23 protein-coding genes and 1 rRNA gene are annotated in these 26,474 nt (G+C 74.9%); 12 read left to right on the top strand and 12 right to left on the bottom strand.

Features of this window, described 5'->3' with window-relative positions; translation table 11 throughout:
* Both rrf and ADL22_RS35870 read left to right on the top strand, forming a co-directional pair.
* Positions 1 to 91 (top strand): 5S ribosomal RNA (gene rrf / locus ADL22_RS31755); the annotation flags it as partial.
* 1,211 nt (positions 92 to 1,302) lie between these two features.
* Positions 1,303 to 2,061 carry a tetratricopeptide repeat protein gene (locus ADL22_RS35870; RefSeq protein WP_066987771.1) on the top strand — a complete coding sequence of 253 codons (759 nt, stop codon included), beginning with the start codon at positions 1,303 to 1,305 and terminating at the stop codon, positions 2,059 to 2,061.
* Between the two features lie 69 nt (positions 2,062 to 2,130).
* On the opposite strand, the gene ADL22_RS31740 is transcribed toward ADL22_RS35870, so the two are convergent.
* The 5 genes from ADL22_RS31740 to ADL22_RS31720 all read right to left on the bottom strand — a co-directional run bounded on the left by ADL22_RS31740 (position 2,131) and on the right by ADL22_RS31720 (position 8,829).
* Positions 2,131 to 3,933, bottom strand: a complete 1,803-nt coding sequence (locus ADL22_RS31740; RefSeq protein WP_066987769.1) for an IucA/IucC family protein — start codon at positions 3,931 to 3,933, stop codon at positions 2,131 to 2,133.
* Complete coding sequence (locus ADL22_RS31735; protein ID WP_066987767.1) at positions 3,930 to 4,502, bottom strand: GNAT family N-acetyltransferase; 573 nt, start codon at positions 4,500 to 4,502, stop codon at positions 3,930 to 3,932. Before ADL22_RS31735 ends, ADL22_RS31740 begins: the two co-directional genes overlap by 4 nt.
* Positions 4,499 to 5,824 (bottom strand): lysine N(6)-hydroxylase/L-ornithine N(5)-oxygenase family protein, encoded by a 1,326-nt coding sequence (locus ADL22_RS31730; protein ID WP_066987765.1) that lies wholly within the window; start codon positions 5,822 to 5,824, stop codon positions 4,499 to 4,501. Before ADL22_RS31730 ends, ADL22_RS31735 begins: the two co-directional genes overlap by 4 nt.
* Positions 5,825 to 5,859: 35 nt before the next feature.
* A complete protein-coding gene (locus tag ADL22_RS31725) occupies positions 5,860 to 7,413 on the bottom strand; it encodes a pyridoxal phosphate-dependent decarboxylase family protein (RefSeq protein WP_066987763.1) in 1,554 nt (517 codons plus the stop codon).
* Positions 7,414 to 7,563: 150 nt separating this feature from the next.
* Entirely contained in the window at positions 7,564 to 8,829 is a 1,266-nt protein-coding gene (locus ADL22_RS31720; protein WP_066987761.1) for a DUF1015 family protein, read from the bottom strand.
* A gap of 164 nt (positions 8,830 to 8,993) precedes the next feature.
* Between ADL22_RS31720 and ADL22_RS31715 the strand changes: the two genes are divergently transcribed.
* A complete protein-coding gene (locus tag ADL22_RS31715; RefSeq protein WP_066987759.1) occupies positions 8,994 to 10,043 on the top strand; it encodes an HAD-IIA family hydrolase in 1,050 nt (349 codons plus the stop codon).
* A 95-nt stretch (positions 10,044 to 10,138) separates the two neighbouring features.
* Here the strand turns inward: ADL22_RS31715 and ADL22_RS31710 are convergent, their stop codons facing one another.
* Together ADL22_RS31710 and ADL22_RS31705 are read right to left on the bottom strand one after the other, a co-directional pair.
* A complete protein-coding gene (locus ADL22_RS31710; protein WP_066987758.1) occupies positions 10,139 to 11,017 on the bottom strand; it encodes a siderophore-interacting protein in 879 nt (292 codons plus the stop codon).
* A 73-nt stretch (positions 11,018 to 11,090) separates the two neighbouring features.
* Positions 11,091 to 12,119 (bottom strand): ABC transporter substrate-binding protein, encoded by a 1,029-nt coding sequence (locus tag ADL22_RS31705; protein WP_066987756.1) that lies wholly within the window; start codon positions 12,117 to 12,119, stop codon positions 11,091 to 11,093.
* A 109-nt stretch (positions 12,120 to 12,228) separates the two neighbouring features.
* On the opposite strand from ADL22_RS31705, the gene ADL22_RS31700 reads away from it, so the two are divergent.
* The 3 genes from ADL22_RS31700 (at position 12,229) to ADL22_RS31690 (ending at position 15,340) form a co-directional block, all read left to right on the top strand.
* A complete protein-coding gene (locus tag ADL22_RS31700) occupies positions 12,229 to 13,284 on the top strand; it encodes a FecCD family ABC transporter permease (protein ID WP_066987754.1) in 1,056 nt (351 codons plus the stop codon).
* A gap of 68 nt (positions 13,285 to 13,352) precedes the next feature.
* On the top strand, positions 13,353 to 14,444 hold the full coding sequence (locus ADL22_RS31695) for a FecCD family ABC transporter permease (protein ID WP_079064586.1): 1,092 nt from the start codon (positions 13,353 to 13,355) through the stop codon (positions 14,442 to 14,444).
* A gap of 71 nt (positions 14,445 to 14,515) precedes the next feature.
* Complete coding sequence (locus ADL22_RS31690) at positions 14,516 to 15,340, top strand: ABC transporter ATP-binding protein (protein ID WP_066987752.1); 825 nt, start codon at positions 14,516 to 14,518, stop codon at positions 15,338 to 15,340.
* Here the strand turns inward: ADL22_RS31690 and ADL22_RS31685 are convergent.
* Positions 15,324 to 15,671, bottom strand: a complete 348-nt coding sequence (locus ADL22_RS31685) for an SCP2 sterol-binding domain-containing protein (RefSeq protein WP_066987750.1) — start codon at positions 15,669 to 15,671, stop codon at positions 15,324 to 15,326. The two genes, ADL22_RS31690 and ADL22_RS31685, sit on opposite strands and share 17 nt — an antisense overlap.
* Before the next feature lie 64 nt (positions 15,672 to 15,735).
* On the opposite strand from ADL22_RS31685, the gene ADL22_RS31680 reads away from it, so the two are divergent.
* From ADL22_RS31680 to ADL22_RS31670, 3 genes are read left to right on the top strand one after another with little or no spacing between them, the layout of a single operon-like run.
* Positions 15,736 to 16,065, top strand: coding sequence for a hypothetical protein (locus tag ADL22_RS31680; RefSeq protein ID WP_066987748.1), 330 nt, complete (start codon positions 15,736 to 15,738; stop codon positions 16,063 to 16,065).
* A gap of 14 nt (positions 16,066 to 16,079) precedes the next feature.
* Positions 16,080 to 16,895, top strand: coding sequence for a TlyA family RNA methyltransferase (locus ADL22_RS31675; RefSeq protein WP_066987746.1), 816 nt, complete (start codon positions 16,080 to 16,082; stop codon positions 16,893 to 16,895).
* Positions 16,896 to 16,954: 59 nt separating this feature from the next.
* The gene (locus ADL22_RS31670) at positions 16,955 to 17,833 is read left to right on the top strand and encodes an NAD kinase (protein ID WP_066987744.1); all 879 of its coding nucleotides are present in this window, start codon (positions 16,955 to 16,957) and stop codon (positions 17,831 to 17,833) included.
* On the opposite strand, the gene ADL22_RS31665 is transcribed toward ADL22_RS31670, so the two are convergent.
* Positions 17,830 to 19,329, bottom strand: coding sequence for a S41 family peptidase (locus ADL22_RS31665; protein WP_079064585.1), 1,500 nt, complete (start codon positions 19,327 to 19,329; stop codon positions 17,830 to 17,832). The two genes, ADL22_RS31670 and ADL22_RS31665, sit on opposite strands and share 4 nt — an antisense overlap.
* Before the next feature lie 273 nt (positions 19,330 to 19,602).
* Between ADL22_RS31665 and recN the strand changes: the two genes are divergently transcribed.
* Both recN and ADL22_RS31655 read left to right on the top strand, forming a co-directional pair.
* Complete coding sequence (gene recN, locus ADL22_RS31660; protein WP_066987742.1) at positions 19,603 to 21,339, top strand: DNA repair protein RecN; 1,737 nt, start codon at positions 19,603 to 19,605, stop codon at positions 21,337 to 21,339.
* A 471-nt stretch (positions 21,340 to 21,810) separates the two neighbouring features.
* On the top strand, positions 21,811 to 22,968 hold the full coding sequence (locus tag ADL22_RS31655) for a glycosyltransferase family 4 protein (RefSeq protein ID WP_066987740.1): 1,158 nt from the start codon (positions 21,811 to 21,813) through the stop codon (positions 22,966 to 22,968).
* A 21-nt stretch (positions 22,969 to 22,989) separates the two neighbouring features.
* Here the strand turns inward: ADL22_RS31655 and ADL22_RS31650 are convergent, their stop codons facing one another.
* Both ADL22_RS31650 and ADL22_RS31645 read right to left on the bottom strand, forming a co-directional pair.
* A complete protein-coding gene (locus ADL22_RS31650) occupies positions 22,990 to 24,615 on the bottom strand; it encodes a PucR family transcriptional regulator (protein WP_066987738.1) in 1,626 nt (541 codons plus the stop codon).
* Positions 24,616 to 24,639: 24 nt separating this feature from the next.
* Positions 24,640 to 25,254 (bottom strand): TetR/AcrR family transcriptional regulator, encoded by a 615-nt coding sequence (locus tag ADL22_RS31645; protein WP_066987736.1) that lies wholly within the window; start codon positions 25,252 to 25,254, stop codon positions 24,640 to 24,642.
* Positions 25,255 to 25,324: 70 nt separating this feature from the next.
* Between ADL22_RS31645 and ADL22_RS31640 the strand changes: the two genes are divergently transcribed.
* A complete protein-coding gene (locus ADL22_RS31640) occupies positions 25,325 to 26,218 on the top strand; it encodes an NADP-dependent oxidoreductase (RefSeq protein WP_066987734.1) in 894 nt (297 codons plus the stop codon).
* Positions 26,219 to 26,249: 31 nt separating this feature from the next.
* Here the strand turns inward: ADL22_RS31640 and ADL22_RS31635 are convergent.
* Positions 26,250 to 26,474, bottom strand: a 225-nt coding sequence (locus ADL22_RS31635; RefSeq protein ID WP_234430933.1) for a glycoside hydrolase family 15 protein, incomplete at its 5' end; no start/stop codon positions are given.

Here is a 26,474-nt window from a genome sequence, read left to right as displayed (position 1 = left end):
GCCCGGTTACATTCCGAACCCGGAAGCTAAGCCTTTCAGCGCCGATGGTACTGCAGGGGGGACCCTGTGGGAGAGTAGGACGCCGCCGAACAATTTTTAAGGACCCTTGGTCCCAGCGTTCACGCTGGGACCAAGGGTCCTTTTGTTTTTCCTGGAGCGCGCCGAGGGGTTCGGTGCGTGAGAATGAATGCAGTACCGAAGACAGGAGTCACGTCGATGTCCACCAACTCTTCCGACGATCGTCCGGAGCGCCGGCCGCGGCGAGACGCCGGTGACCGTGGTGGGTTCCGGCGGGATGACCGTGGGGGCTACCGGCCGGACAACCGCGCGGGCCGCGACAACCGCGACAGCCGCGACGCGCGGGACAACCGCGGTGGTGAGCGCGGGGGGTTCCGCCGCGACGACCGCCGTGATGACCGCCGCGACGACCGCGGTCAGCGGGGTGCCGGCCAGGGCGGTTTCCGGCGGGACGACCGCGGTGGTTCGTTCCAGCGGCGGGATGACCGCGGGGGTTCGTCCCAGCGTGACGACCGCGGGGGCTTCCGCAGGGACGACCGGCGCGATGACCGCGGTAGCTCGTTCCAGCGGCGGGACGACCGTGGGGGGTTCCGGCGCGAAAAGCAGCCTGAGCGGCGGGATGACCGTGGCTCGTTCTCCCGTGACGACCGTGGGTCGTTCCGCAGGGATGACCGGCGGGATGACCGCAGGGATGACCGGCGCGGCGATGACCGGCGGGTTGAGCGTCGTGACGACCGGCGCGACGACCGGGGTGGGTTCCGTAGGGACGACCGGCGGGACGACCGGGGTGGTTTCCGCAGGGATGAGCGGCGGGATGACCGTGGTGGGAGCCGTGGGGGGTTCCAGCGGGACGACCGGGCGCGGGGGCCGCGGCGGGAGGACGACCGCGGTGGGTTCCGGCGTGAGGACGAGCGCGGTGGGTTCCGGCGGGATCGGGACGATCAGCGTGGGGGGTTCCGCAGGGACGAGCGCGCGCCGCGGCGGGACGATCGCGGTGGGGAGCGGCGGGATGACCGTGGCTCGTTCTCCCGTGATGACCGGGGGTCGTTCCGTGGGGACGACCGGCGGGATGACCGGGGTGGGTTCCGTAGGGACGACCGGCGGGATGACCGGGGGGGCTTTCGGCGGGACGAGCGTGGGGGGCGGCGGCCGTATGGCGGTGGCCGGGATCGTGATGACCGTGGGGGCTTCCGCCGGGATGACCGGCGGGACGGGCCGCGGCGGGATGACCGGCGCGACGACCGGTTCGACCGGCGGGACCGGGACCGGGAGCCGATCAGGCGGATGCCGATCCCGGAGGACGTGACCGGCGACGAGATCGACAAGTCGGTGCGGCAGGAGCTGCAGAGCCTGCCGAAGACGCTGGCCGAGGACGTCGCCAAGAACCTGGTGATGGTCGCGCGGCTGCTGGACGAGGACCCGGAGCAGGCGTACGGGTACGCGAAGGTGGCGCTGCGGCTGGCGTCGCGGGTCGCGGCGGTGCGGGAGGCGGCCGGCTTCGCGGCGTACGCCAACGCGCAGTACGGCGAGGCGCTGAAGGAGTTCCGGGCGGCGCGGCGGATGACCGGCGGGTCGGACCTGTGGCCCGTCATGGCGGACTGCGAGCGCGGGCTCGGGCGGCCGGAGAAGGCGCTGGCGATGGCCGGTGAGCCGGAGGTGCAGAAGCTGGACCGGGCCGGGCAGGTCGAGATGCGGCTGGTCGCGGCCGGGGCGCGGCGGGACATGGGTCAGGCCGACGCGGCGGTGGTGACGCTGCAGAGCCCGGAGCTGGCGTCGAGCGCGGTGCACCCGTGGACGGCGCGGCTGCGGTACGCGTACGCGGACGCGCTGCTGGAGGTCGGGCGCGAGGACGAGGCGCGGGACTGGTTCGCGCGGGCGCTGGAGGCCGACCAGGCCGGGACCACGGACGCGTCGGACCGGCTGGCGGAGCTGGACGGGGTGCAGTTCACCGATGCGCTGGACGAGTCCGAGGAGGAGGACGAGGCCGGTGAGGTTGAGGGTGAGCGGCCTGGAGCTGGTGAGGGGCCGGCGAAGGGTGAGTAGCCGCGGCTAGGTGAGAACGACGAAGGGCGGGTCCGGGTGGGCCCGCCCTTCGTCGTTGGTGGGGTGGGGTCAGGGGGCGTACGGGGCGATGGGGTTGCGGAGGGTGCCGATGAGCTGGAGGGCGCCGGCCGGGTCCTGGAGGTCGACCATCTGCTCGTTGTTGCGCAGCTGGAGGCGGTTGAGGCAGGAGAGGGCGAACTCGGGGGCGAACATGTCGTAGGCCGCGAAGCGGTCGGCGAGGTGGGGGTGGGCCGCCTGGTAGTCGGTGACGGTGGCGGCGACCGTGCGCCAGAAGGTGTCCTCGTCCAGGACGCCGAGGTCGTCGAGGGTGGCGGACAGGAAGCGGAAGAAGCAGTCGAAGACGTCGGTGAAGACGGACAGCAGCTTCTTGTCCTCGGGGACGTCGGCGCGGATGCGTTCGACCTCGGGCGGGAGCACGGCGTCGGCGGACATCACGGCGATCTCCTCGGCGATGTCCTTGAAGATCACCCGTTCCACCGCGCCGTCCTCGATGACCAGGATGGCGTTCTCGCCGTGCGGCATGAAGACCAGGTCGTAGGCGTAGAAGGCGTGCAGGACGGGGGTGAGGTAGGCGTCGAGGTAGCGGCGGAGCCAGTCCTCGGGGGCCAGGCCGGACTCGGCGATGAGGGCGGCGGCGAAGGACGCGCCGTCGCGGTCGGTGTGGAGGAGGGACGCCATGGTGGCCGGCCGCCGGCCGGGGGCGAGGGTGGGGACCGGGCTCTCGCGCCAGAGGGCGGCGAGCATCTTGCGGTACGGGGAGCCCTTCTCGGTGGCGGCCTCGTACTGGCGGTGGTGGTAGCCGATGGCGGCGCGCTCGCGGATGATCGAGAAGCGGGCGGCGCGGAAGGTGTCGTCGGCGTCGATCAGGCGGGCCAGCCAGTCGTTGATGGCCGGGGTGGCCTCCATGTACGAGGCGGACAGGCCGCGCATGAAGCCCATGTTGAGGACCGACAGGGCGGTTTTGACGTAGTGCTTCTCGGGGTGGCTGGTGTTGAAGAAGGTGCGGATGGACTGCTGGGCGAGGTAGTGGTCGTCGCCGGGGCCCAGGCAGACCAGGCGGCGCTGGGCGACCTCGGCGGCGAAGGTGACGGAGAGCTTGTTCCACCACTGCCAGGGGTGGGTGGGGAAGAGGTAGTAGGCGTCGGGGTCGAGGCCGAGGCCGGTGAGGGTGGCGGCGAAGCGGGCGCGGGTCTCCGGGGGGAGTTCGGCGTCGATGAGGGTGTCGTAGTCGAGGCCGGCGCCGGCGGTGAAGGTGGTGTGGTCGCGGTGGGCGGCCAGCCAGAGCAGCTGGAGCGGGGCGGCGGCCTCGGGGGCGTAGGCGTGGTACTCGTGGATGCCGAAGCCGAGGCGGCCGTTGTTGGCGACGAAGCAGGGGTGGCCCTCGGTCATGCCGGTCTCGATGGCCTGGAAAGAGGCGGTGGCCAGCTCGGCGGCGGGGGTGGCCTTGCCGGCGAGTTTGTAGGCGGTGCCGGAGAGGGTGGAGCTGATCTCCTCGAGGTAGACCGGGAGGACGGTGTCGGACAGGCCGAGCGAGGTGCGGAACTCGGTGATGAAGTCCAGGGCGTCCAGGGGGAGTTCGGTGCCGTCGCGGTGGCGGGTGATGCTGTCCGGGTCGATCTGCCAGTGGTCCAGGGCGCGTCTGCGGGCGGTGAAGCGGTAGGTGGTGGCGGTGTCGTCGGCGTGGACGGCGTAGCGGCCGGTGTCGTCGAGGGGTTCGGGGGTGAGCAGCCGTTCGTGGGCGAATTCGGCGAGGGCCTTGCGGATCAGGGCGCGGTTGGCGCGGGCCCACAGGGCGGGGGTGAGGTGGGCGACGGCGTCCTGGGCGGGCTGGTGGGGGGCGGGGGCGGTCATCGGCGGTCTCCTCGGGTGGCCAGGAACTGGTCGCGGGTGCAGGTGCTGAGGTAGGCGTCCTTGGAGGGCAGCGAGACGGTGCGGACGATCTCGAAGCCGACGGCCTTGTTCAGGGCGTGGACGGCGGTGTTGCGGGTGTCGGGTTCGACCACCACCCGCTGGACGCCGGGGTCGGCGAAGAGCATCTCCATGACGGTGACCAGGACCGCGCGGGTGAAGCCGTGGAGGGGTTCGGCGGTGGGCGCGGTGAGGAAGTGCATGCCGATGTCGCCGGGGCGGGCGGGGTGGATGCCGACCAGTTCGCGGTGCGCGGGGTCGTAGCGTTCCATGAGGAAGGCCGGGGTGCCGTTGTGCAGGCCGAGGAAGGCGTCGTGGTACGGGTCGGCGCCGATCCGGGCGAACTCCTTCTCGACGGCGGGCAGATCGCAGTCCTGCATCAGCCAGAAGACGGCCTTGGGGTGGGTGACCCACCGGTGGAGGACGGGGGCGTCGGCGGCGGGGTCGACGGGCCGCAGGGCGAACTCCCCCAGCGCGGGGTCGGTGCGGGTGAAGACGGGGGCGGCGCTCATGCGGATATCTCCATCGGGTGGTGCGGGCCGGCCGGGGCGGCGAACTCCTGGAAGGCGATGGCCTTTTCGACCGGGTAGTGCTCGCGGCCGAGCAGCTCCCGGATGATGCAGGAGTTGCGGTACGCGGCCATGCCGAGGTCGGGGGTGACGAAGCCGTGGGTGTGCAGCTCGGCGTTCTGCACGAAGATGCCGTGGCCGGTGGTGTCGATGCTGTAGTTGCGGGCGACGTCGTAGCGGCCGGCGTCGTCCCAGGCGATGCGGTCGCGGATGGGGTCGAGGAAGGCCGGAACGCGGTAGCGGTAGCCGGTGGCGAGGACCAGGCCCTGGGTGGTGAGGGTGTAGTCGCGGCCCTGCTCCTCCTGGCGCAGGCCGAGGGTGTACGTGCCGGTGGCCTCGTCGTAACGGGCGTCGGTGAGCGCGGAGTTGGTGAGCAGGCGGGTGCGGACCGGGCCGGCCAGGCGCTTCTGGTAGAGCAGGTCGAAGATGTCGTTGATCAGCTCGGAGTCGATGCCCTTGTAGAGGTGCTTCTGGGAGGCGTTGAGCCGGTCGCGGGTGGCTGGCGGAAGGGCGTGGAAGTAGTCCACGTACTCCGGGGAGGTCATCTCCAGGGTGAGCTTGGTGTATTCGAGCGGGAAGAAGCGGGGGGAGCGGGTGGCCCAGGTCAGGTGGTAGCCGTGGGCGTCGATGTCCTGGAGGAGGTCGTAGTAGATCTCGGCGGCGCTCTGGCCGCTGCCGATGACGGTGATGCTGTCCTTGGCCTGGAGGGCGGGCTTGGCGTCGAGGTAGCCGGCGTTGTGCAGCAGGTCGCCGCCGAGGCCCTGGCAGGCGTCGGGAAGGTGGGGCGGGGTGCCGGTGCCGAGGACGAGGCGGCGGGCCCGGAAGGTGCGGTGTTCGCCGCGGTGGTCGGCGTGGATGACGTAGACCTCGGCGGTCTCGTCGTACTCGACGGCGGTGACGGTGTGCGAGAAGCGGACGGTGTCGAGCTTGCCGGCCGCCCAGCGGCAGTAGTCGTTGAACTCGGCGCGCAGCGGATAGAAGCTCTCGCGGATGTAGAACGAGTAGATCCGGCCCGATTCCTTGAGGTAGTTGAGGAAGGAGAAGGGCGAGGTGGGGTCGGCGAGGGTGACCAGGTCGGCCATGAACGGCACTTGGAGGTGGCTGCTCTCCAGCATCATGCCGGGGTGCCAGTCGAAGGCCGGCTTGTCGTCGAGGAAGAGGCCGTTCAGCTCGCCGATGGGGGCGGTCAGGCAGGCCAGGCCGAGGTTGAAGGGGCCGAGTCCGATGGCGACGAAGTCGTAGGGGGTGTCGTGGGGGACGGTCACGAGGTGTTCTCCGGTCGATGGTCGGTCGGTGGAGGTCAGCGGGTGGTGAGGGCCGGGGTGGGCCGCCCGGGTGCGGCCTGTCCGGCGAGGAAGCGGCCGGCGTGCTCGGCGATGAGGTCCAGGACGGTGGCGATGTCGTCGAGGGTGGTCTCGGGGTTGAGCAGGGTGAACTTCAGGTAGTGGCGGCCGTCGACGGTGGTGCCCGCGACGATGGCGTCACCGGAGGCGAAGAGGGCTTCGCGGGCGTGCAGATTGACCCGGTCGGTGAGGTCGGGGTCGGGGTCCTGGGCGCCGCCGGGGAGGTAGCGGAAGACCAGGGTGCTCAGGGTGGGCTGGACGACGACGTCGAAGCGCGGGTCGTCGTGGAGCAGCTTCCAGGCGTCGGCGGCGCGGTCGATGACCGCGTCGAAGAGTTCGCCGATGCCGTGGGCGCCCATGACGCGCAGGGTCAGCCAGAGTTTGAGGGCGTCGAAGCGGCGGGTGGTCTGGAGCGATTTGTCGACCTGGTTGGGGATCCGGGCCTCGGCCATCCGGCGGGGGTTGAGGTAGTCGGCGTGGTACGTGGCGTGCCGGAGGGTGGCGCGGTCGCGGACCAGCACGGCGCTGGAACTGACCGGCTGGAAGAAGGACTTGTGGTAGTCGACGGTCACCGAGTCGGCGCGTTCGATGCCGGTCAGCAGTTCGCGGCGGCGGGAGACCAGCAGTCCGCAGCCGTAGGCGGCGTCCACGTGCATCCAGGCGCCGTACCGGGCGGCCAGGTCGGCGATCTCCGGGAGCGGGTCGAGGGAGCCGAAGTCGGTGGTGCCGGCGGTGGCGACGACCGCCATGGGTATCAGGCCGTCGCGCCGGCAGCGGGCGAGTCCGTCGGCGAGCGCGTCGGCGCGCATCCGCTTCTCCGCGTCGACCGGGACGGCGATCACGGCGTCCGCGTCCAGGCCGAGCAGGGTGGCGGACTTGCGGATGCTGAAGTGGCCGGCGGCGGAGGCGAAGATACGCAGCCGGGGGAGGAGGTCGGCCCGGCGGGCGCCCTCGGGGGCGTCGGGGCCGGTCAGTTCGCGGTGGACGGTCTCGTCCCGGGCCAGCAGCATGGCCTGGAGGTTGGACTGGCTGCCGCCGCTGGTGAAGACGCCGTCGGCGTGCTCGCCGAGGCCGATCCGGGCGGCGGTCCAGTCGATCAGGCGGCGTTCGATGAGGGTGCCGCCGGCGCTCTGGTCCCAGGTGTCCAGGGAGGAGTTGACGGCGGAGAGCACCGCCTCGCCGACGAGTGCGGGGATCACCACGGGGCAGTTGAGGTGCGCGAGGTAGCGCGGGTGGTGGAAGTAGACCGCGTCGCGGAGGTAGAGGTGCTCCAGTTCGTCGAGCGCGGCGGCCGGGTCGTGCAGCGGGGTGTCGAGGTCGACGGCGGCGACGGCGGGGGCCAGGTCGTCCACGGAGACGCCGGTGAAGGGGCGTTCGGTGGTGGCGATGCGGTCGCTGACGCGCGTGACGCTCTCGGTGACGGCGGCGCGGTAGCGGTCGGCGGTGCGGTGGTTGAGGAGATGGGTGCGGCTGTCGGCCGGGTCCTCGGCGGAGTGCGCGAGGAGACTCATGAAGTGCCCTCCCTGGTGCGGGGTTGACCGCGTCCTGTGCAGGTGCGGAGGTGCGCACAGGGGCAGGGAGACCCGCCCGGTGACGCAGTGAGGTAAGCCTAACCTAACTGTGTCGCCGGGTGGGGGCGGGGGCGCGATCCGCCGGGCCGGTCAGCTCCCTTCGTCGTCCAGGGTCCGCAGCACCAGCCCGGTCGCCGGCTTCGGGCCGAAGGAGGTGGACTTGCGGGGCATCGTCACGCCCTGCTCGGCGAGTTGACGGACCGTCTCTTCTGAAGTGGCGCGCATCAGGACGGCCGTGCCGCCGTGCCGGGCGGCCTGCGCCACGGCCGCCTCCGCGTGGTGCAGATAGCCGATGTCGGCCGGGCGGTCGGGGATCCGCCAGACCTCGTCCAGCAGGACGGAGTGCAGCACGGTGGCGTCCAGCCGCCGCCACGCCTCGGGCCGGTCGGCGCGGATCGCCCGGTCCAGCAGACCGGGGTCGGGGCGGTCCAGGAGGTGGAAGGAGTCCGGGCCGCCGGAGAGCACGAACGCGGTGCCGGGCGCCTCCGCCAGCGCCTCCAGGGCGGCCGGCAGCTCGGCCGGCAGCCGCCGGGCCCGGAACGCGCCGGCCACGTCCGCCAGCGCCTTGGCGGCCGGAAGGTGCGGCAGCACCCGGTGGATGGCCCGGACCTGGAGTGGATAGCGGGCGGTGTCGACCAGCAGCACCAGCCCGGACGCCCAGGGGGAGCCGGGGCCGGCGTCCGGCCGCTGCTCGTACAGCCGCCGGTACGTCGCCCAGCGGTGGTGGCCGTCGGCGATCAGCGCCCGCCGGGTGGCCAGATCGGCGTCCACGGCGGCCAGCTCCGCCGGGTCGGTGACCGCCCACAGCCGGTGCGCGAAACCGTCCTCGGTGGTGGTGGCCAGCAGCGGCGGCCCCTGGACCGCGCGTTCGATGACCGCGGTCGCGCCGTTGCCCGCGCCCTGGCCGCGGTACGACAGCAGCAGCGGCTCGAAGTTGGCGGCCGCGGCGCCCATCAGCGCGGCCCGGTCCGCGACGACCTCCGGGATCACGTCCTCGTGCGGCAGCACCGGCCCGTCCAGCCGCAGCGCGCCGATCAGCCCGCGCTGCAGGACGCCGCCGCCGCGCTGCTCGTAGACGTAGAGCGCGGGCTCCGGATCCGGTGTGAGGATTCCCTCGTCCCGCCAGCGCCGCAGGGTGTCGGCGGCCTGGCGGTGGCGGGCGGCCGGATCGGCGGTGTGCGGCAGGATCAGCCGGACGATGTTGTACGGGTCCGAGGTCTCCAACTCCCGGACCTCCTCCGGGCGGACCACGACGTCGTACGGCGGGGAGGTGACCGCGGTGAGGCTGCTGACCCGTTCCGGGGCGTAGCGCAGGCCGCGGAACGGGAGGAGGCGGAGGCCGTCGGTACTGGTCATTGAAGAATGCTATGCCGACAACGGCGTGCGGGATGATCGGGGGAGCGGCCGGAAACGGCCGTAATCAGCGGTGGCCGCGCGGCGGCGGACGGGCCCGCCCCGGGCGCCGGGCGCGGCCGTGCGGCGCCCGCCGCGGGCCGGCAACGAGCGAGGAGCAGGACGGGATGAACGAGTCGAGGCGCACCGGCGCGGACGGCGGCGGACGGCACCGGCCCGCCGGGTGCGAGCGCGCGCTCAGCGCGGCGTACGACACGGCGCTGCTGGATCTGGACGGGGTGGTCTACGCCGGCGGGCAGGCCATCGCGCACGCCGTGGCGTCGCTGACCACGGCGCGGGACGGCGGGATGCGGCTGGCGTACGTGACCAACAACGCGGCCCGGACGCCGGAGGCGGTGGCCGGCCAGCTGTCCGGATTCGGTCTGCCCACGGAAGCGGCGGAGGTGATCACCTCCGCGCAGGCGGTGGCCCGGCTGATCGCCGAGCAGGTGCCGGCCGGCTCCCGGGTGCTGGCGATCGGCGGCGAGGGGCTGCGGGTGGCGCTGCGCGAGCGCGGGCTCGTACCGGTGGATTCGGCGGACGAGGATCCGGCGGCGGTGGTCCAGGGCTACGACCCGGCGCTGGACTGGGCGGCGCTGGCGGAGGCCGCGTACGCGGTGCAGCGCGGGGTGCCGTGGTTCGCGTCCAACACCGACCTGACCATCCCCAAGGAGCGCGGGATCGCGCCGGGCAACGGCGCGCTGGTGGAGGTGGTGCGGATCGCCGCCGGCGGCTCTCCGCAGGTCGCGGGCAAGCCGCTGCCGCCGATGCACCGGGAGACCGTGCTGCGCACCGGCGCCCGGCGGCCGCTGGTGGTCGGGGACCGGCTCGACACCGATATCGAGGGCGCCTGGAACGGCGGGGTGGACTCCCTGCTGGTGCTCACCGGCGTCACCACCCCCGCCGAGCTGCTGGCCGCGCCGCCCCAGCACCGGCCGACGTACGTGGCCGCCGACCTGCGCGGACTGCTGGCGCCGCAGCCGGAGGTGACCGGGGACGGCACCGGCTTCCGGTGCGGCGGCTGGCGCGCCGAGGCGGCCGGGGCGGAGCTGGTGCTGGACGGCGCGGGGGAGCCGCTGGACGGGCTGCGCGCGCTGTGCGCGGCGGCCTGGAGCGCGGCGGGGGACGGGCAGTGCGCGGCGGAGGCGGGGAAGGCGCTGCGGCGGCTTGGCTTCTGACGCTGCGTCAACTCTGTGTGACGCTTCGTCAGGTAGGCGCGAGGGGCCCGCGGGCGGCCGGATGGCGGCTCGCGGGCCCGTGCCGGGGCGGTGGCTCACTTGCCGCCGGCCGCCGCCGTCAGCTCCGCGAGCAGGTCCTCCTCGCTGGCCCCGCGCCGCCAGTAGCCGGTGAACTTCACCGCCCGGCGGTCGAAACCGCGCTCCCCGACCAGGTGCCGGCGCACCGCCTTGACGGTGCCGGCCTCGCCGGCGATCCAGGCGTACGGGGTGCCGGCCGGCAGGTCCGCGGCGCGCAGCGCGTCCAGGACCGGTTCGCCGCGGCGGGCCGCCGCCGGGTCGCGGACCAGCCAGGTGACCTCGGCGTCGGCGAAGGTCGGCAGCGGCTGCCGGTCGTCCGGGTGGCCGGTCTCGAGCCACACCTTGGCGGTGGTGCCGGGGGAGAGCCAGGACAGGATGCCGGCGATGGCCGGCAGGGCGGTCTCGTCGCCGGTCAGCAGGATCCAGTCGGTGCCGGGCGGCGGCCGGAAGTCGACGCCGCCGTTGTCCGCGACGGCCGGGGCGAGCACGGTCAGCCGGTCGCCCGGCCGGGCCGCGAGGGCCCAGCGGCTGGCCGGGCCGCCGCCCGCCGCGGCCGGTCCGTCCGCGCCGTGCAGCGCGAAGTCCACATCGAACTCGGCCGGGTCGTGGCGCTGTTCGCGGATGGTGTACGACCGCATCACCGGCCGTTCGGCGGGGTCCTGGGCCCGCCAGGCGGTGTACCACGCCTCGCTGAGGTCCTCGAAGACCGGCGCGGTCTGGTGCGGCTGCGGGAGGAACAGCTTGAAGCGCTGGTCCCGGCCGCCGGAGGCCAGTTCGTCCAGCCGGTCGCCGGTGAAGGTGATCCGGATCATGGAGGGGCACAGGCGCCGGACGCGGGCGACCTGGACGTCGAAGAAGCGGAACGGCGCGGTGGTGGGGGCGGCGGTCGCGGTCATTGCGGAACCTCCCGGGACGGGAACGGGGCGGGCGGGCGGACCGGGCCGGCGCCGCGGCCGGCCCGGCGGTGCGTCAGTTGACCTTCTTGGCGTGCTCGATGGCCTGGGCGAGCGACTCCAGGAGCGGGGCGGCGCCCGCGTAGGAGAAGCGCGGCTCGCTGGCCCAGGGGGTGATCTGGCCGGCCTGGACGGCGGGGAGCTTGTTCCAGGACGGCTTGGCGGCCAGGTCCTTGGGCTGGAGGGTGGCGGTGCGGTTGTCCAGCAGGAGCACGTCGGCCTTGTACTTGTCGGCGTTCTCCCAGCTCAGGCTCTCGAAGTAGCCGCCCTTGTCGAGGTGGTCGGGGACGATCAGGTCGACGCCGAGGGACTTGAAGTACATCAGGTCGGCGTTGATGCCGGGGTTGGAGGCGTAGAAGAGGTCGGCGCTGCCGGAGCAGGCCAGGACCTTGACCGGGTGGGCTGCGGCGGCCTTGCGCAGCCGGGCGGCGGCCTGCTCGAAGCGGGCCTTGGCGTCGGTGACCTTCTTGGCCTTCAGGTCGGCGCCGAGGGCCGCGGCGAGGTCGGCGTAGCGGCCGATGATGTGGTCCAGCGGCTTGCGGGAGGCGGTCAGGGCCACCGACTTGGCGAGCTTGGTGATCTTGTCCTTGCTCTCGTCCGGGACGAACCACAGCGCGCCCGGCTCGTACATGTTGGTGACCAGCAGGTCGGGCGCGAGCCCGGCGTACTTCTCGACGTTGAACTGGTTGTAGGCGTTGCCGAGGATGGTGACCTTGTCGACGTCGAGGTCGCCGGCCTGCGGATCGGGCTTGCCGTCCGGCAGCTTGGTCGGGCCGAAGACGCCGGTGATCTGCTTGTCGATGCCGAAGTCGTGCAGGGCCGCGGCGGTGCCGGTGAAGGCGACGATGCGGTGCGGGGTGTCCGGGAGCGAGACCTTCTGCTTCCGGTCGTCGGTGAACGACCAGGGGCCGCCCTTGCCGCCGCCGCCCGTGCCCCCGGCGTCCTTGCTCCCTCCGCAGGCGGCGAGCAGGGCGCCGATACCGACGGCGCCGCCCGCGGCCAGGATGCCGCGCCGGGACAGGGATACGCTTCGGGGGGTTCTCATCGCTTTTGCGCTTCTCTCTGGAGGCGGTTGGCCCCACGGGCGGGCGGGTACGACCGCACCGGAAGGCCGGGAGATCGACTGCTTGTGAGGGTAGGCTAACCTAACCATCGTGTTGGTTGACAGCCCCCCCGTTGACAGTCCGCCCGACGCGGCGCGTCCCCCCACCGCGCGGCGGCGGCACACCGCCCGCGCCGCGGGGCTGGCCGCCGCCGTCGCCGTCCTCGCCCTCGTCGCCGTCCTCGGCATCGCGGTCGGCGCCAAGCAGATCCCCCTCGACCAGGTGTGGCACGGGGTGTTCCACTACTCCGGCACCGACACCGACGTCGTGATCCGCGACGTCCGGCTGCCGCGCACCCTCCTCGGCCTGCTGGCCGGCGCCGCCCTCGGGCTCGCCGGCACGGTCATGCAGGCGCTCACCCGCAATCCGCTCGCCGACCCCGGCGTCCTCGGCATCAACGCCGGCGCCTCGGCCGCCGTGGTCACCGCCATCAGCTTCCTCGGCGTCACCTCGCTGAGCAGCTATGTGTGGTTCGCGTTCGCCGGCGCCGCGCTGGTCTCCGTCGCGGTCTACGTCCTCGGCGGCACCCGCAGCGCCACCCCGGTCCGGCTCGCGCTGGCCGGCACCGCGCTCACCGCCGTCCTCACCGGCTACCTCAACACCGTCAACCTCCTGGACGGCGCGGCGCTGGACCGGATGCGCTTCTGGACGGTCGGCTCGCTGGCCGCCGCCACCTCGTCCACGGTGACCCGCATCGCGCCGTTCCTCGCCCTCGGCGCGGTGCTCGCGCTGCTGCTCGCCCGCCCGCTGAACGCCGTCGCGCTCGGCGACGACCAGGCGCGGGCCCTGGGCGCCCGGCTGACCCGCACCCGGATCCTCGCCATGGCCGCGGTCACCCTGCTGTGCGGCGGCGCCACCGCCGCCTGCGGGCCGATCGTCTACGTCGGGCTGATGGTGCCGCACGCGGTCCGCGCGCTGACCGGCCCCGACCTGCGGTGGATCCTGCCGTACTCGGCGGTGCTCTCGCCGGTGCTGCTGGTCGGCGCGGACGTGCTCGGCCGGGTGGTGGCCCGGCCCGGCGAACTCCAGGTCGGCATCGTCACCGCGGTCATCGGCGGCCCGGTCTTCATCTACCTCGTACGGCGGCGCCGGATGGCCCAGCTGTGAGCCCGGCACCGCGCACCCGCGCCGTGGCCCCCGGGCCGGAGAGCGCCGAACAGCAAGGAGGGACAGCGGTGAACGCGACGGTGACGCCCGGGAAGGCCCCCGGGCCCGGGGCGCGGAACGCCCGGCGGCGGCCCCGCGCCGTACGGACCGCGGGCGGGCTGTCGTGGCGGCTCGACCCCCGCGCCCTGCTGGCCGGGGCGCTGCTGGCGGGCGTCGCCGCGGCCGCCGCGATCGCCCTGATCGGCACCGGCGACTACGCCATGACGCCCTCGCAGGTGCTCACCACCCTCACCGGCGGCGGCACCCCCGCCCAGGACTTCATCGTCCACGAACTCCGGCTCCCGCGCGTGCTGGTGGGTCTGCTGGTCGGCGCCGCGTTCGGGCTCGGCGGGGCGGTCTTCCAGGCCGTCTCCCGCAATCCGCTGGGCAGCCCGGACATCCTCGGCCTCTCCCAGGGCTCCTCGGTCGGCGCGCTGATCGTCCTGGTGTGGTTCCACGGCGGGACGTTCGCGGTGGCCGGCGGCGCGGTGGCCGGCGGGGTGCTCACCGGCCTCGCCATCTTCCTGCTGGCCTGGAAGCGCGGCGTGCACGGCTACCGCTTCGTCCTGGTCGGCATCGGCGCCGCCGCCATGCTCTACGCCGTGGTGCTCTTCCTCCTGACCAAGGCCACCATCTACGACGCGGCCCGCGCCACCACCTGGATGACCGGCTCGCTCAACGGCCGCGACTGGAACCAGGTGTGGCCGCTGGCCGTGGTCTGCGCGGTGCTCGTCCCGCTGGTGCTGGCGTCCTCACGGCCGCTGCGGATGCTGGAGATGGGCGACGACGCCGCGGCCGCGCTGGGCGTACGGACCGAACACGTCCGGATCACCGCGCTGCTGGCCGCCGTGGTGCTGGTCGCGGCCGGCACCGCCGCCGCCGGGCCGATCGCCTTCGTGGCCCTGACCGCCCCCCAGCTGGCCCGCCGGCTGACCCGTTCCCCCGGCCCCAACCTCCTGCCCGCCGCGCTGATGGGCGCCGCGCTGCTGCTCGCCGCCGACTGGGCCTCCCAGCAGCTCTTCGGCGCCGACCAGCTGCCGGTCGGCGTCCTCACCGGCGTCCTCGGCGGCGGCTATCTGCTGTGGCTGCTGGTCGCCGAGCGCAAGGCGGGACGGGTGTGACCGGCCGGCCCGCCGCCGCCCCCGGCGCCCCCAGCGAACCGACCGCCCCTCACCACCCCAGGAGCCGCCCCGTGAGCCGACTGTCGGCCGAGAACCTCACCCTCGCCTACGACCAGCGGACCATCGCCGAGAACCTCTCGGTCGCCGTCCCGGACAACTCCTTCACCGTCATCGTCGGCCCGAACGCCTGCGGCAAGTCCACCCTGCTGCGCGCCCTGTCGCGGATGCTCCGCCCGGCCGCCGGCGCGGTCCTGCTCGACGGGCAGCGGATCTCCTCGCTGCCGGCCAAGCAGGTCGCCCGCACCCTCGGCCTGCTGCCGCAGTCCTCGGTCGCCCCCGACGGCATCACCGTCGCCGACCTCGTCGCCCGCGGCCGCTACCCGCATCAGGGCCTGCTGCGCCAGTGGTCGGCGAAGGACGAGCGGATCGTCCAGGAGTCGATGGCGGCGACCGGCGTGGCCGCGCTCGCCGACCGGTACGTCGACGAACTCTCCGGCGGCCAGCGCCAGCGGGTCTGGATCGCCATGGCACTGGCCCAGCAGACCCCGCTGTTCCTCCTCGACGAGCCGACCACCTACCTCGACATCCAGCACCAGATCGAGGTCCTGGACCTGTGCGCCGCGCTCCACGAGGAGCAGGGCCGCACCCTCGTCGCGGTCCTGCACGACCTCAACCAGGCGGCCCGCTACGCCACCCACCTGATCGCCATGAAGGACGGCGCGGTGATCGCCGAGGGCGCGCCCCGCGACATCGTCACCGCCGAGCTGGTGGGCCGGGTCTTCGGCATCGACTGCCGGATCATCGACGACCCCGAGACCGGCACCCCGCTGGTCGTCCCGGCCGCCCGCCGGGCCCGGGAGGCCGCCGCGGCCGCCCCCGCTACAGCAGCGTCCTGAGCCGCAGCAGATCGCGCAGCCCGGCCTCCAGCTTCACCCGGCCGCCGCTCCAGGCCCGGGCGAAGTTCAGCCGGCCGTCCACCAGCGCGACCAGGTCGTCGCCGGTCATCGTCAGCCGGATATCGGCCTTCTCCGGCGGCGGCCCGGGGACGCATCCCACGTCCCGCAGCGCCCCGCCGGCCAGCCGGCCGGTGAACGTGGTGTCGAGGTCGGTGATCCGGCAGCTGACGGAGCGGTCGAGCGCGGCGGCGCTGCGTACCTCGCCGTCCGCCGAGGACAGGTTCTGGGCCAGCCGGTCGAGCGCGGCGCGGCACTGGTCGAGAGTTGCCATCGCGCCCGACGATACGCCAGGTCACGGGCGGCCGGGGGCGCGCGGGCGCGGTAGCGTCGGGGGCATGGCAGACCCGATGAACGGCCCGGCGCCGGCCGCCCCCGGCACCCCGGAATCCCCCACTGCGGACGGTCCGCCCGCCGAGCAGCGCCCCGGCGCCGCCCCGGGCCCGGACGAGGTCGGCGGGCCCCGGCCGCTCGGCGTGCCGGTGACCCCCACCGGCCAGGCCGCGGTCGACGCCGGCCTGGCGCGGCTGGCCGAAGCCGGCCACCTGCCGGTGAGCGGCCACCTCGCCATGTACGAGGATGTCCACCGCGGGCTGCGCGACGTACTGGCCTCCCTGGACCAGCACCCCGGGCCGCCCGCACCGAACCACGAGCCTCACGACCGGTAGGAGCTGAACCACAGGTGGCAGGAGTGGCACGACGCCGTCTCGACGCGGAGCTGGTGCGCCGCAAGCTGGCCCGCTCCCGGGAGCACGCGAGCCAGCTGATCGCCGCGGGCCGGGTGACCGTCGGCGGGACGACCGCGACCAAACCGGCCACCCAGGTGGAGACCAGCGCCGCCGTGGTCGTCCGGGCCGATGAGAACGACCCCGACTACGTCTCCCGCGGCGGCCACAAGCTGGCCGGCGCGCTCGCCGCCTTCACCCCGCGCGGACTGCGCGTTACGGGCCGCCGCGCCCTGGACGCCGGCGCCTCCACCGGCGGCTTCACCGACGTGCTGCTGCGGGCCGGCGCCGCCCAGGTCGTCGCCGCCGACGTCGGCTACGGCCAGCTCGCCTGGCAGCTGCAGAGCGACGAGCGCGTGATCGTCAAGGACCGCACCAACGTCCGCGAACTCACCCTGGAGCAGCTCGACGGGCAGCCCGTCGACCTGGTCGTCGGCGATCTGTCGTTCATCCCGCTCGGCCTGGTGCTGCCCGCGCTGGTGCGCTGCACCGCGCCCGGCGCCGACCTGGTGCTGATGGTCAAACCGCAGTTCGAGGTCGGCAAGGAGCGGCTGGGCAGCGGCGGGGTGGTGCGCAGCGCCGCGCTGCGCGCCGAGGCGGTGCGCGGCGTCGCCGCCCGCGCCGCCGAACTGGGCCTCGGCGTGCTGGGCGTGACCGCGAGCCCGCTGCCCGGCCCGTCCGGCAATGTCGAGTACTTTCTGTGGCTGCGCGCCGGGGCGCCTGCACTCGACCCGGCGGATGTCGACCGTGCAGTGGCGGAGGGGCCCAGTTGACCACTACCCAGGCAGTTGAAGGCAGCGCGGCGCAGGAGGACGGCCGGGCCGGGCGGACGGTGTTCCTGCTCGCCCACACCGGCCGCCCGGCGGCCGTCCGCAGCGCGGAACTCGTCGTCCAGGGACTGCTGCGCAGCGGCATCGGGGTGCGGGTGCTGGCCGAGGAGGCCGTGGACCTGCCGCTCCCGGACTCGGTCGAGCGCGTGGCGACCGAACCCTGCGCGGCCGAGGGCTGCGAACTGCTGGTCGTCCTCGGCGGCGACGGCACGCTGCTGCGCGGCGCGGACTTCGCCCGCACGTCCGGGGTCCCGATGCTGGGCGTCAACCTCGGCCGGGTCGGCTTCCTCGCCGAGGCCGAACGGGACGATCTGGACAAGGTCGTCGACCGCGTCGTCACCCGCTCCTACGAGGTCGAGGAGCGGATGACCCTCGACGTCCTGGTCCGCAACAACGGCCATGTGGTGCACACCGACTGGGCGCTGAACGAGGCGTCCGTGGAGAAGGCCGCCCGCGAGCGGATGCTGGAGGTGGTCACCGAGGTCGACGGCCGGCCGGTGTCCCGCTTCGGCGGCGACGGCGTGGTCTGCGCGACCCCGACCGGCTCCACCGCGTACGCCTTCTCGGCCGGCGGGCCGGTGGTCTGGCCGGAGGTCGAGGCGCTGCTGATGGTCCCGATCAGCGCCCACGCGCTGTTCGCCAAGCCGCTGGTCACCTCGCCGCGCTCGGTGCTGGCCGTCGAGGTCCAGCCCAAGACCCCGCACGGGGTGCTGTGGTGCGACGGGCGGCGCAGCGTCGAACTCCCGGCCGGCGCCCGCGTCGAGGTGCGCCGCGGCGCGGTCCCGGTCCGCCTGGCCCGGCTGCACCACGCCTCGTTCACCGACCGCCTGGTCGCCAAGTTCGCGCTCCCGGTGGCGGGGTGGCGGGGGGCGCCCCACTAACGGCCGGGCACGGGGCTCCCGTTACGTGCCGCCAGCAGCTCCCGGGCGCGGGCCAGCGCGCTGTCGCGCCGGGCGGCCAGGTCGGCGGCGGGGAAGACGGGGGCGCGGACGTCCGGCGGGATGCCCGCGCCGTCGAAGGTGCGGCCGCCGGCGGTCAGGAACTCCTCGTCGGGCAGCCCGAAGCGCCAGCCGTTGGGCAGCGCCCGGTCCAGGATGTCGGAGAAGACGCCCTGGGTGTTCTCGCCGATCCGGACGGGCGCGGGGGAGCGGCCCATGAGGGCCTGGGTGAAGGTCTCGCCCGCGCTGATCGTCAGCCGGCCGGTGAGGACCGCGATCGGGCCGGTGTAGGCGGGGCCCGGGTGCGGGCGCACGGTGACCGGCTCGGGCCGGGTGAACGCGGCCGGGTCCCGGGGATCGTTCCGCACCCGCTTGCGGTACGCGAGGTACGGCCGGCCGGTCAGCCGGGCGGCGACCCGCAGCCCGAGGGCGTCCGAACCGCCGCCGTTGAGCCGCACGTCCACGATCAGCCCGCGCAGCGCCCCCGGGCCCCGGGTGCGGGCGGGCGTGAACACCGCGTCCAGCGCGCGGTCCAGCTCGGCGGTGTCCTCCGCGTAGCCGCCGTCCTTCGTGTAGCCGGCGAACTGGGTGATCCGGAAGTAGCCGATCCGGCCGGGCAGATCGGCGTACGAGAGCTTGCCCTCGGCCCACCGGCGCAGGGCGGTGTGCGGGCCGAGATTCGCGGCGAGCGCGGCGTCCACCCGGGCGGTGAAGTCCGGGGTGGGCAGTACGGTCCCCGGGCGCCGGCCGGCGAACCACCGGTCCGGGCCGGCGACGAGCCGGGTGTGCGCGTCGTGCAGCGGCTCGATCATCGCGCGCAGCACCGCGAAGAGTTCGGCGTGCGTGGTCCGGGCGGTGATCCGGGGGCGGTAGCGGGCCCGGACGGCGTCCCAGTCGATCCGCTTCGCCCGGAAGAAGGGGTAGTTCTCCGCATACGTCTGCCAGAAGACGTCGAAGACCGCGCGCGGATCGCGGGGCGGCGGGGCGGTGCAGCGCTTCGGGAGCGGGCCGGTGCGGCGCAGCGCGCGGTGGCCGGCGTTGTCGGCGAACGCCATCCGGGCGCGGTCCGGGCCCGCCGGGGCCACGGTCAGCGGCGCCGCGTCCGGCAGGGTGAAGCGGAGCGTGCCGTCCGGCCCGGGGGCGCCGGTGCGGGTGCCGGTGACGCCGCCCGGCAGGCAGCTGACGGCGGTGGTGTCGTACGTGGTCAGGGTGCGGCCGTGCAGGGCTACGAGGGTGCCGTAGCCGTCGGTCCGCCAGACGCCGTCCAGGGAGGGCGCGGCGGCCCTGGCGGCGGTGGCGCGGGCGGTGGCCGGGGCCGGGGCGCCGCAGGCGGTCAGCGCGGCGGCCGCGGCCAGGGCGGCGGCCGCCAGGGCCGGGCGGCGCGGGCGGCGTACGCGGCGGGAAGCCGGGGCCGGGCGGCGGGGTGCCGGGTCGCTCATCGGGGTACCTCGCGGGGTCGGTGGCGGGGTCGGGCTGGGACGGCCGGTGCGGACCGGCGGGCGCGCGCTGCCAGCCTGGCGGTCCGCACCGGCCCGGCGCCATGCGGCGGCCACCCGCCTCCGGGGTGGGGTTTTCCGCAGGTCCGGGGCGTGCGGCCGTCCGGAGAGGGCCTGGTGGGAGCGGTGTACGGGGCGGTGGCCGGGCGGCGGTGCGGGGGAGGCCGTCGCGGGGCGGCCCCAAGACCTCGTAAGGTCGTATCCGTGTTGGAGGAGATGCGGATCCGGTCCCTGGGCGTCATCGACGACGCCGTTGTCGAGCTGTCCCCGGGCTTCACGGCGGTGACCGGCGAGACCGGCGCCGGCAAGACCATGGTCGTCACCAGCCTCGGCCTGCTGCTCGGCGGACGCGCGGACCCCGCCCTGGTGCGGATCGGCGCGAGATCGGCGGTGGTGGAGGGCCGGGTCGCGCTGCCGGCCGGCTCGCCCGCCGCCGTCCGGGCCGAGGAGGCCGGCGCCGAGCTGGACGACGGCGCGCTGCTGATCAGCCGCACGGTCTCCGCCGAGGGCCGCTCCCGGGCCCACGTCGGCGGCCGGTCCGCCCCGGTCGGCCTGCTCGCCGAACTCGCCGACGACCTCGTCGCGGTGCACGGCCAGACCGACCAGCAGGGCCTGCTGCGCCCGGCCCGCCAGCGCCAGGCCCTGGACCGCTACGCCGGCGACGCGGTCGCCGTCCCGCTCGCCAAGTACGCCGCCGCGCACCGCCGGCTGCGCACCGTCGCCGCCGAGCTGGACGAGCTGACCACCCGCGCCCGCGAACGCGCTCAGGAAGCCGATCTGCTCCGCTTCGGCCTGGACGAGATCGCCGCCACCGAACCGCTCCCCGGCGAGGACGCCGAACTCGCCGCCGAGGCCGAACGGCTCGGCCACGCCGAGTCGCTGGCCTCCGCCGCCACCGCCGCGCACGCCGCGCTGGCCGGCCACCCCGAGGACCCCGAGGCCATCGACGCCACCACCCTCGTCGCCGGCGCGCACCGCGCCCTGGAGGCGGTCCGCGGCCACGACCGCGAACTGGCCGCGCTCGCCGACCGGCTGGGCGAACTGGGCATCCTGATGGCCGACGTCGCCACCGAACTCGCCGGGTACGCCGACGGGCTGGACGCCGATCCGCTGCGGCTGGCCGCCGTCGAGGAGCGCCGTGCCGCCCTGAACCACCTCACCCGCAAGTACGGCGAGGACATCACCGCCGTGCTGGCCTGGTCCGAGCAGAGCGCGGCCCGGCTCGCCGAACTCGACGGTGACGACGACCGGATCGCGGAGCTGACCGCCGAGCGCGACGCGCTCCGCGCCGAACTGGGCGAACTGGCGCAGCAGTTGACCGACGCCCGGACCGCCGCCGCCGAGCGCTTCGCCGCCGCGGTCACCGCCGAGCTGGGCGAACTGGCCATGCCGCACGCCCGGGTGAGCGTCGCCATCCGCCAGACCGAGCTGGGCGAGGACGCCGCCGAGGGCGACGGCATCGAGGTCGGCGGCCGCACGGTGGCGTACGGCCCGGCCGGCGCCGACGAGGTCGAGATCCTGCTGGCCCCGCACCCCGGCGCCCCGCCCCGCCCGATCGCCAAGGGCGCCTCCGGCGGTGAGCTGTCCCGGGTCATGCTCGCCGTCGAGGTGGTCTTCGCCGGTTCCGATCCCGTGCCGACGTACCTCTTCGACGAGGTGGACGCGGGCGTCGGCGGCAAGGCGGCGGTCGAGGTCGGCCGCCGGCTGGCCCGGCTCGCCAAGTCCGCGCAGGTGGTGGTGGTCACCCACCTCCCGCAGGTCGCCGCGTTCGCCGACCGGCAGCTGCTGGTGGAGAAGACCCACGACGGTTCGGTCACCCGCAGCGGCGTCACGGTCCTGGAGGGCGAGGACCGGATCCGCGAACTGTCCCGGATGCTGGCCGGCCAGGAGGACTCCGAAACGGCCCGGGCGCACGCCGAGGAGCTGCTGGAGACGGCCCGCAGCGGCGGCTGACGGGCGGCCGGCGGCGACTGGCGGCGACTGACGGCGGGACCGGCCGCGCGGGGCGCGGTCGGCACCCCGGCGCTCCCGTCGGCACCCCGACCCTCCGGCCGGACCCCGGAGCGGTATCCGGAGGGACTCGATCCGGACAGTGAAGGACGGGTTCCGGACAGCGGCGCGGGCGGACCGGAGCCGCCGGTTCACCCCGTTCGAGTGGTCCCGCGCTTCCGTATCGCGTCGCCCATGTGGGTGAATCCGTGGATCCGCGGGTGAGACTTCCCACCGGAACGGCGTCCGCACGGTGCCGGATTGACGTCCCGGGACTGGCATCCTGGGCGCGGTGCGCGGTGCCGGGGCGCGCCCGCCCCGTCCTGCCCGCGGGCCGGACGGGCGGCTGAGCCCCGGCGCATCGCCGCACCTCGCCGCAGCAAACCGCCCCGCCGGTACGGTCCGTACCGCCCCCCGACCCAGGAGCCCCGCCTCGTGACCAGCCCCTTGACGCCGCCGCACCGGACGTCGCCGCTGCGCACGGTCCAGGTGCTCGGCCACGGCGGGGGCGGCAGCGCGGCGCACGTCCGTTCCCTGGCCGAAGGGCTGGTCGCCCGGGGCGTCCGGGTGACGGTGTGCGCCCCGCCGGAGACCGAGCGGGTGTACGGATTCGCCGCGGCCGGCGCCCGGTTCGTCCCGCTCGCGCCCCGGCTCGACCCGGCCGGGATGGCGGTGCTCCGGGCCGCCTGCTGGGACGCCGACCTGGTGCACGCGCACGGCCCGCGGTCCGGTCTGCGGGCCTCGACCGCGGTGCGCGGACTGCGCGGCCCCCGGGGCGGCCGGGTCCCGCTCGTCCTCACCTGGCACACCACCGCGCACCCCGAAGGGCCCCGGGCCGGGATGGCGCACCTCATGGAGCGCCGGGTGGCCCGGGCCGCCGCGGTCGTGCTCGGCGTCTGCTCCGACCTCGTCGACCGGGCTCGCGCGCGGGGCGCCCGGGACGCCCGCCTGGCACCGGTCGCCATCCCGCGCCCGCGCGCCGACCGCCCCGCCGACCCCGACCGCGGCCGGGAGAAGGAGCGCGCCGAACTGGGCGCGGTGGGCCGCCCGTTGCTGCTCGCGGTCGGGCGGCTGGACGCCTCCCAGGGCCACGACCTGCTGCTGGACGCCGCCCACGCCTGGTGCGGACGGGATCCCCAGCCGCTGCTGGCGATCGCCGGCGAGGGCGTCCGGCGGGCCGCGCTCCAGCGCCGCATCGACGGCGAACGGCTCCCCGTCCAGCTGCTCGGCCGCCGCGACGACATCCCCGAACTCCTCGCCGCCGCCGACCTGGTGGTGCTGCCCAGCAAATGGGAGGCGCGCTCGCTGATCGCCCAGGAGGCGCTGCGGGCCGGCGTCCCCCTGGTGGCCACCGACACCGGCGGCACCCGCGAACTGGTCGGCCGGGCGGCCGCCCTGGTCCGCTACGGCGACGCCACCGCGCTGGCCCGTACGGTGCTGGACCTGCTCGCCGACCCGGTACGGCGCGCCGCGCTCGCCGAGGCCGGCCGGATCCAGGCCGCCGGCTGGCCCAGCGAGGACGACACCGTCGCCCAAGTCCTCAGCGTCTACGACGAACTGACCCAGCCGCCGGGGGACGGCCGCCGGCGCTGAACCGCCCCGGCGCGCCCCGCCCTACCGCTCGGTGTGCCGCCGCGCCCGCAGCGCCAGCCGCAGCCCCAGCACCGTCTGCGGATCGTCCAGGTCGGTGCCGAGCAGCTGGGAGATCCGGGCCAGCCGGTCGTAGAGCGTCTGCCGGTTGACGTTCAGATCGCGGGCGGTCTCCGCCTTGCGGCCGGCGCTGGCCAGATACGCCTCCAGGGTCGGCAGCAGCGGCTGGCGGGCGGCCCGGTCGTGGGCCAGCAGCGGCCCGATGGCGCGCTCGACGAAATCGGTGAGCACACCCCGCTCACCGTGCTCCCGCATCCGCCACAGCAGCAGCTCGATGTCCAGCCGCCGGGCGTCGTACCAGGGCGCCTCCGGCAGTCCCTGCGCGGCCGCCGCCGCCTCCGCCGCGTGCCGCAGTCCGGCCCCGGCCGCCGCCCAGTCGCCCGCCGCGCCGACCACCACGACCGGGCGCGGCGCGGCCGGCCGGTCCAGACCGGCCCGCACGACACCGGCCCGCAGCGCCTCGGCGATCCGGTCGGCCAGCGCCGCCCGGTCCTGCCCCGCGCGCAGCGCCACCAGCAGCGGAACCCGCCCCTCCACCGGCCGCACCCCGAGCAGCACCGGCACCCCGGGGGCGGACAGCTCCTCGCGCAGCGCCTGGGCGAGCAGCCCCCAGCTGCCCGGCGAGGGCAGCGCGGCGGGCAGCCGCATCACCACCGGCAGCACCGGGTCGGCGCCCGGCCGGAAGCCCAGCAGCCGGGCCTGGACCGGGGCTTCGGCGGCGGAGATCCGGCCCTCGGCCAGCTCCGCGAGGAAGTCCCCGCGGCCCCGCGCCGCCAGCACCTCTTCCTGCCGGGACTGGAGCATGACGACGGCCAGCAGATCCGCGGCCCGCTCGGCGGCGATCCGGTGCACCGGCGCCGGCGGCCCGTTCACCGGCAGCAGCACGAGGTGGCCGCGCACCGCGTCCGGGCCGGGACCGCCGCCGGGCACCTCGATCCGTACGCCGCGCTCCCGCAGCCCCTCCCAGGCCAGCAGCGGATCGGCGTCCGCCGCACCGCCCGCGCCGGCCGGCCCGGCCGCGTACAGCGGGCTGCCGTCCGGGGCCTCCAGGCACAGCGGATTGCCGGTGAAGTCGGCGAGCAGCCGCAGCACCTCGGGGGCGCCGCCGCCGCGCAGCAGCACGTCGGTGCACCGCCGCAGCAGCTGGTCGGCGCGGCGCAGCACCGTGTAGTGGCTGTTGACGATCTCGGTGTGGATCTCCTCGGTGACGGTGACGTACGGGACCTCGCGGTGCAGCTGGATCAGCGGCAGCCCGCAGTCCCGGGCGGCGTCTATCAGCGCCGCGGGCAGCGCGTCGAACCGCGATCCCAGCTCCACCACCAGCGCGGCGATGTCCCGGTCGGCGAGCTTGCGGATGAAGGCCCGCTGCTCGGACGGGCGGGTGCCCACGCCCAGTCCGGTGGTCAGCAGCAGCTCCCCGCCCTTGAGCAGTGAGGCGATGTGCGGGACCTCCCCGGCGTGCACCCAGCGCACCGGGCGGCCCAGCCGGTCCTCGCCGGCCAGTACCTCCGGCAGACCGCGCCGCAGCGCGGGCAGCTCCAGCGCCCTGCGTACCGTGATCTCGGCTTCGATCGTCCCGTGCGGCCCCATGGCCGCACGCTACCGCGCACCCGGCTATCCGGAGGAACGCGGTCCGGATCCTCCGCCCCCGCCCGGCCCGGCGGCCTCCCAGGCCGCCTCGATCATCCGGAAGACCTCGTCCACCGCGGCCCGCGGATCGGCCGCCTCGCGAGCGAGCGCGTAGGCGTCGATCACGAATCTCCCGATCGCGCGGCAGGCCGTGGTGGCCGAGGGCAGGCCGAGCTCGGCGGCGAGGGCCGCCGCCAGCGACTCGGCATGGCGCAGCCGCATCGATTCCTCGTACTCCCGCAGGGCGGGCGACGCGTCGATCAGGCGCTGGACCGGGCCGGCGCCGTCGCCCGTGCAGTGCCGCACCAGGGCGTGGATCTCCCGGCGCAGCGCGGGGACGAGCGGCTCGTGCGGTGCCCGGTCGGTGACCGCGCGCGCCAGGCGCTGCTCGAAGTCGTCGTCCCGCTCGAAGACCAGGGCCTCTTTCGAGGGGAAGTGGGAGAAGAGCGTGGTCACGGCCACGTCGGCCTCGGCGGCCACCTCCCGGATGCCCACCGCCTCGTACCCGCGCTCCAGGAAGAGCCGCAGGGCGGTGTCGGCGATCTTCTGGCGGGTCGCGGCCTTCTTGCGCTCACGGCGCCCGGTCGTCGGCACGGTCATGCCCTGACGCTACCAAATCCAAAGCCGTAACAGTTCCGAAACCCTAACGGTTAGTGCTACGGTCCACGGCATGAAGAAAGTGAGCTTCGCCGAGTTCGGCGGTCCGGATGTTCTGCAACTGATCGACGCCGAGGAGCCCCACGCGGGCCCCGGCCGGATACGTATCGCCGTGCGGGCGGCGGGGGTGAACCCCGTCGACTGGCGGCTCCGCGAGGGCCAGGTCCTGGGGGCCCATCCGGTCGAGCTGCCCTTCGGGGTCGGACAGGACGCCGCCGGGGTGGTGGACGAGATCGGCGAGGGCGTCGAAGGGGTCGAGGTCGGCGACCGGGTGTTCGGTGAAGGGACGAGCACGTACGCCGAGTTCGCCGTGCTGGGGGCCTGGGCCCGGATGCCCGAGGGGCTGTCGTTCGAGGAGGCGGCCGGGTACCCCTCCGTGGTGGAGACCGCGCTGCGCGTCCTGTGCGAGGTCGGGGTGCGGCCCGGGCAGACGCTGCTGGTCAGCGGCGCGTCGGGGGGAGTGGGATCGGCGGTGCTGCAGATCGCCCGTGAGCGCGGCATCACGGTGATCGGGACGGCCGGGGCCGCGAACCAGGACTACCTGCGGAGCCTGGGGGCCCTGGCCACGACGTACGGCGAGGGCTGGGTCGAGCGGGTGCGGGGCATCGGCCCGGTCGACGCGGCCCTGGACCTGGCCGGCTCGGGCGTGATCCGCGAACTCGTCGAGCTGACCGGGGACCCGCGGAAGGTCATCTCCATCGCCGATCTCGGCGCGCCGGATCTGGGTGTCCGCTTCTCCGGCGTGGCCGGGAGCGTGCCGGACGCGCTCGCCGAGGCCGCCGGCCTCATCGCGCGGGGCAGGCTCCACATCCCGGTGGACAAGGCGTACCCGCTCACCGAGGCCGCGGCGGCCCACGCCGACAGCCAGGCAGGCCACACCCGCGGGCGCCGGGTCCTGGTCATCTGAAGCCGCTTCCCGCAGGCGTACGCCCCCGGGGTCAGCCCCCGTACGCCCCGCTCGCCGTCAGCCGCAGGGCCGTGTCGATCAGCGGCACATGGCTGAACGCCTGCGGGAAGTTGCCCACCTGGCGCTTGAGGCGGGGGTCCCACTCCTCCGCCAGCAGCCCCAGGTCGTTGCGGAGCGAGAGCAGCCGCTCGAAGAGCTTGCGGGCCTCCTCCACCCGGCCGATCATCGCCAGATCGTCCGCCAGCCAGAACGAGCA

Origin of the sequence: Streptomyces sp. NRRL F-4489 (genome assembly GCF_001509485.1) — a bacterium.
Classification (GTDB): domain Bacteria; phylum Actinomycetota; class Actinomycetes; order Streptomycetales; family Streptomycetaceae; genus Streptomyces.
The sequence above is the reverse complement of the archived record's forward strand: the minus strand, read 5'-3'. Positions and strand labels throughout refer to the sequence as shown.

Bases quoted from the DNA above. Each gene is read 5' to 3' on its own strand.
- ADL22_RS31740 (WP_066987769.1), bottom strand. From the start codon at position 3,933: ATGACCGCCCCCGCCCCCCACCAGCCCGCCCAGGACGCCGTCGCCCAC.
- ADL22_RS31685 (WP_066987750.1), bottom strand. From the start codon at position 15,671: ATGGCAACTCTCGACCAGTGCCGCGCCGCGCTCGACCGGCTGGCCCAG.
- ADL22_RS31680 (WP_066987748.1), top strand. From the start codon at position 15,736: ATGGCAGACCCGATGAACGGCCCGGCGCCGGCCGCCCCCGGCACCCCG.
- ADL22_RS31705 (WP_066987756.1), bottom strand. From the start codon at position 12,119: ATGAGAACCCCCCGAAGCGTATCCCTGTCCCGGCGCGGCATCCTGGCC.
- ADL22_RS31715 (WP_066987759.1), top strand. From the start codon at position 8,994: ATGAACGAGTCGAGGCGCACCGGCGCGGACGGCGGCGGACGGCACCGG.
- ADL22_RS31640 (WP_066987734.1), top strand. From the start codon at position 25,325: ATGAAGAAAGTGAGCTTCGCCGAGTTCGGCGGTCCGGATGTTCTGCAA.
- ADL22_RS31645 (WP_066987736.1), bottom strand. From the start codon at position 25,254: ATGACCGTGCCGACGACCGGGCGCCGTGAGCGCAAGAAGGCCGCGACC.
- recN (WP_066987742.1), top strand. From the start codon at position 19,603: ATGCGGATCCGGTCCCTGGGCGTCATCGACGACGCCGTTGTCGAGCTG.
- ADL22_RS31725 (WP_066987763.1), bottom strand. From the start codon at position 7,413: ATGAGTCTCCTCGCGCACTCCGCCGAGGACCCGGCCGACAGCCGCACC.
- ADL22_RS31710 (WP_066987758.1), bottom strand. From the start codon at position 11,017: ATGACCGCGACCGCCGCCCCCACCACCGCGCCGTTCCGCTTCTTCGAC.
- ADL22_RS31665 (WP_079064585.1), bottom strand. From the start codon at position 19,329: ATGAGCGACCCGGCACCCCGCCGCCCGGCCCCGGCTTCCCGCCGCGTA.
- ADL22_RS31735 (WP_066987767.1), bottom strand. From the start codon at position 4,502: ATGAGCGCCGCCCCCGTCTTCACCCGCACCGACCCCGCGCTGGGGGAG.
- ADL22_RS31720 (WP_066987761.1), bottom strand. From the start codon at position 8,829: ATGACCAGTACCGACGGCCTCCGCCTCCTCCCGTTCCGCGGCCTGCGC.
- ADL22_RS35870 (WP_066987771.1), top strand. From the start codon at position 1,303: ATGCCGATCCCGGAGGACGTGACCGGCGACGAGATCGACAAGTCGGTG.
- ADL22_RS31650 (WP_066987738.1), bottom strand. From the start codon at position 24,615: ATGGGGCCGCACGGGACGATCGAAGCCGAGATCACGGTACGCAGGGCG.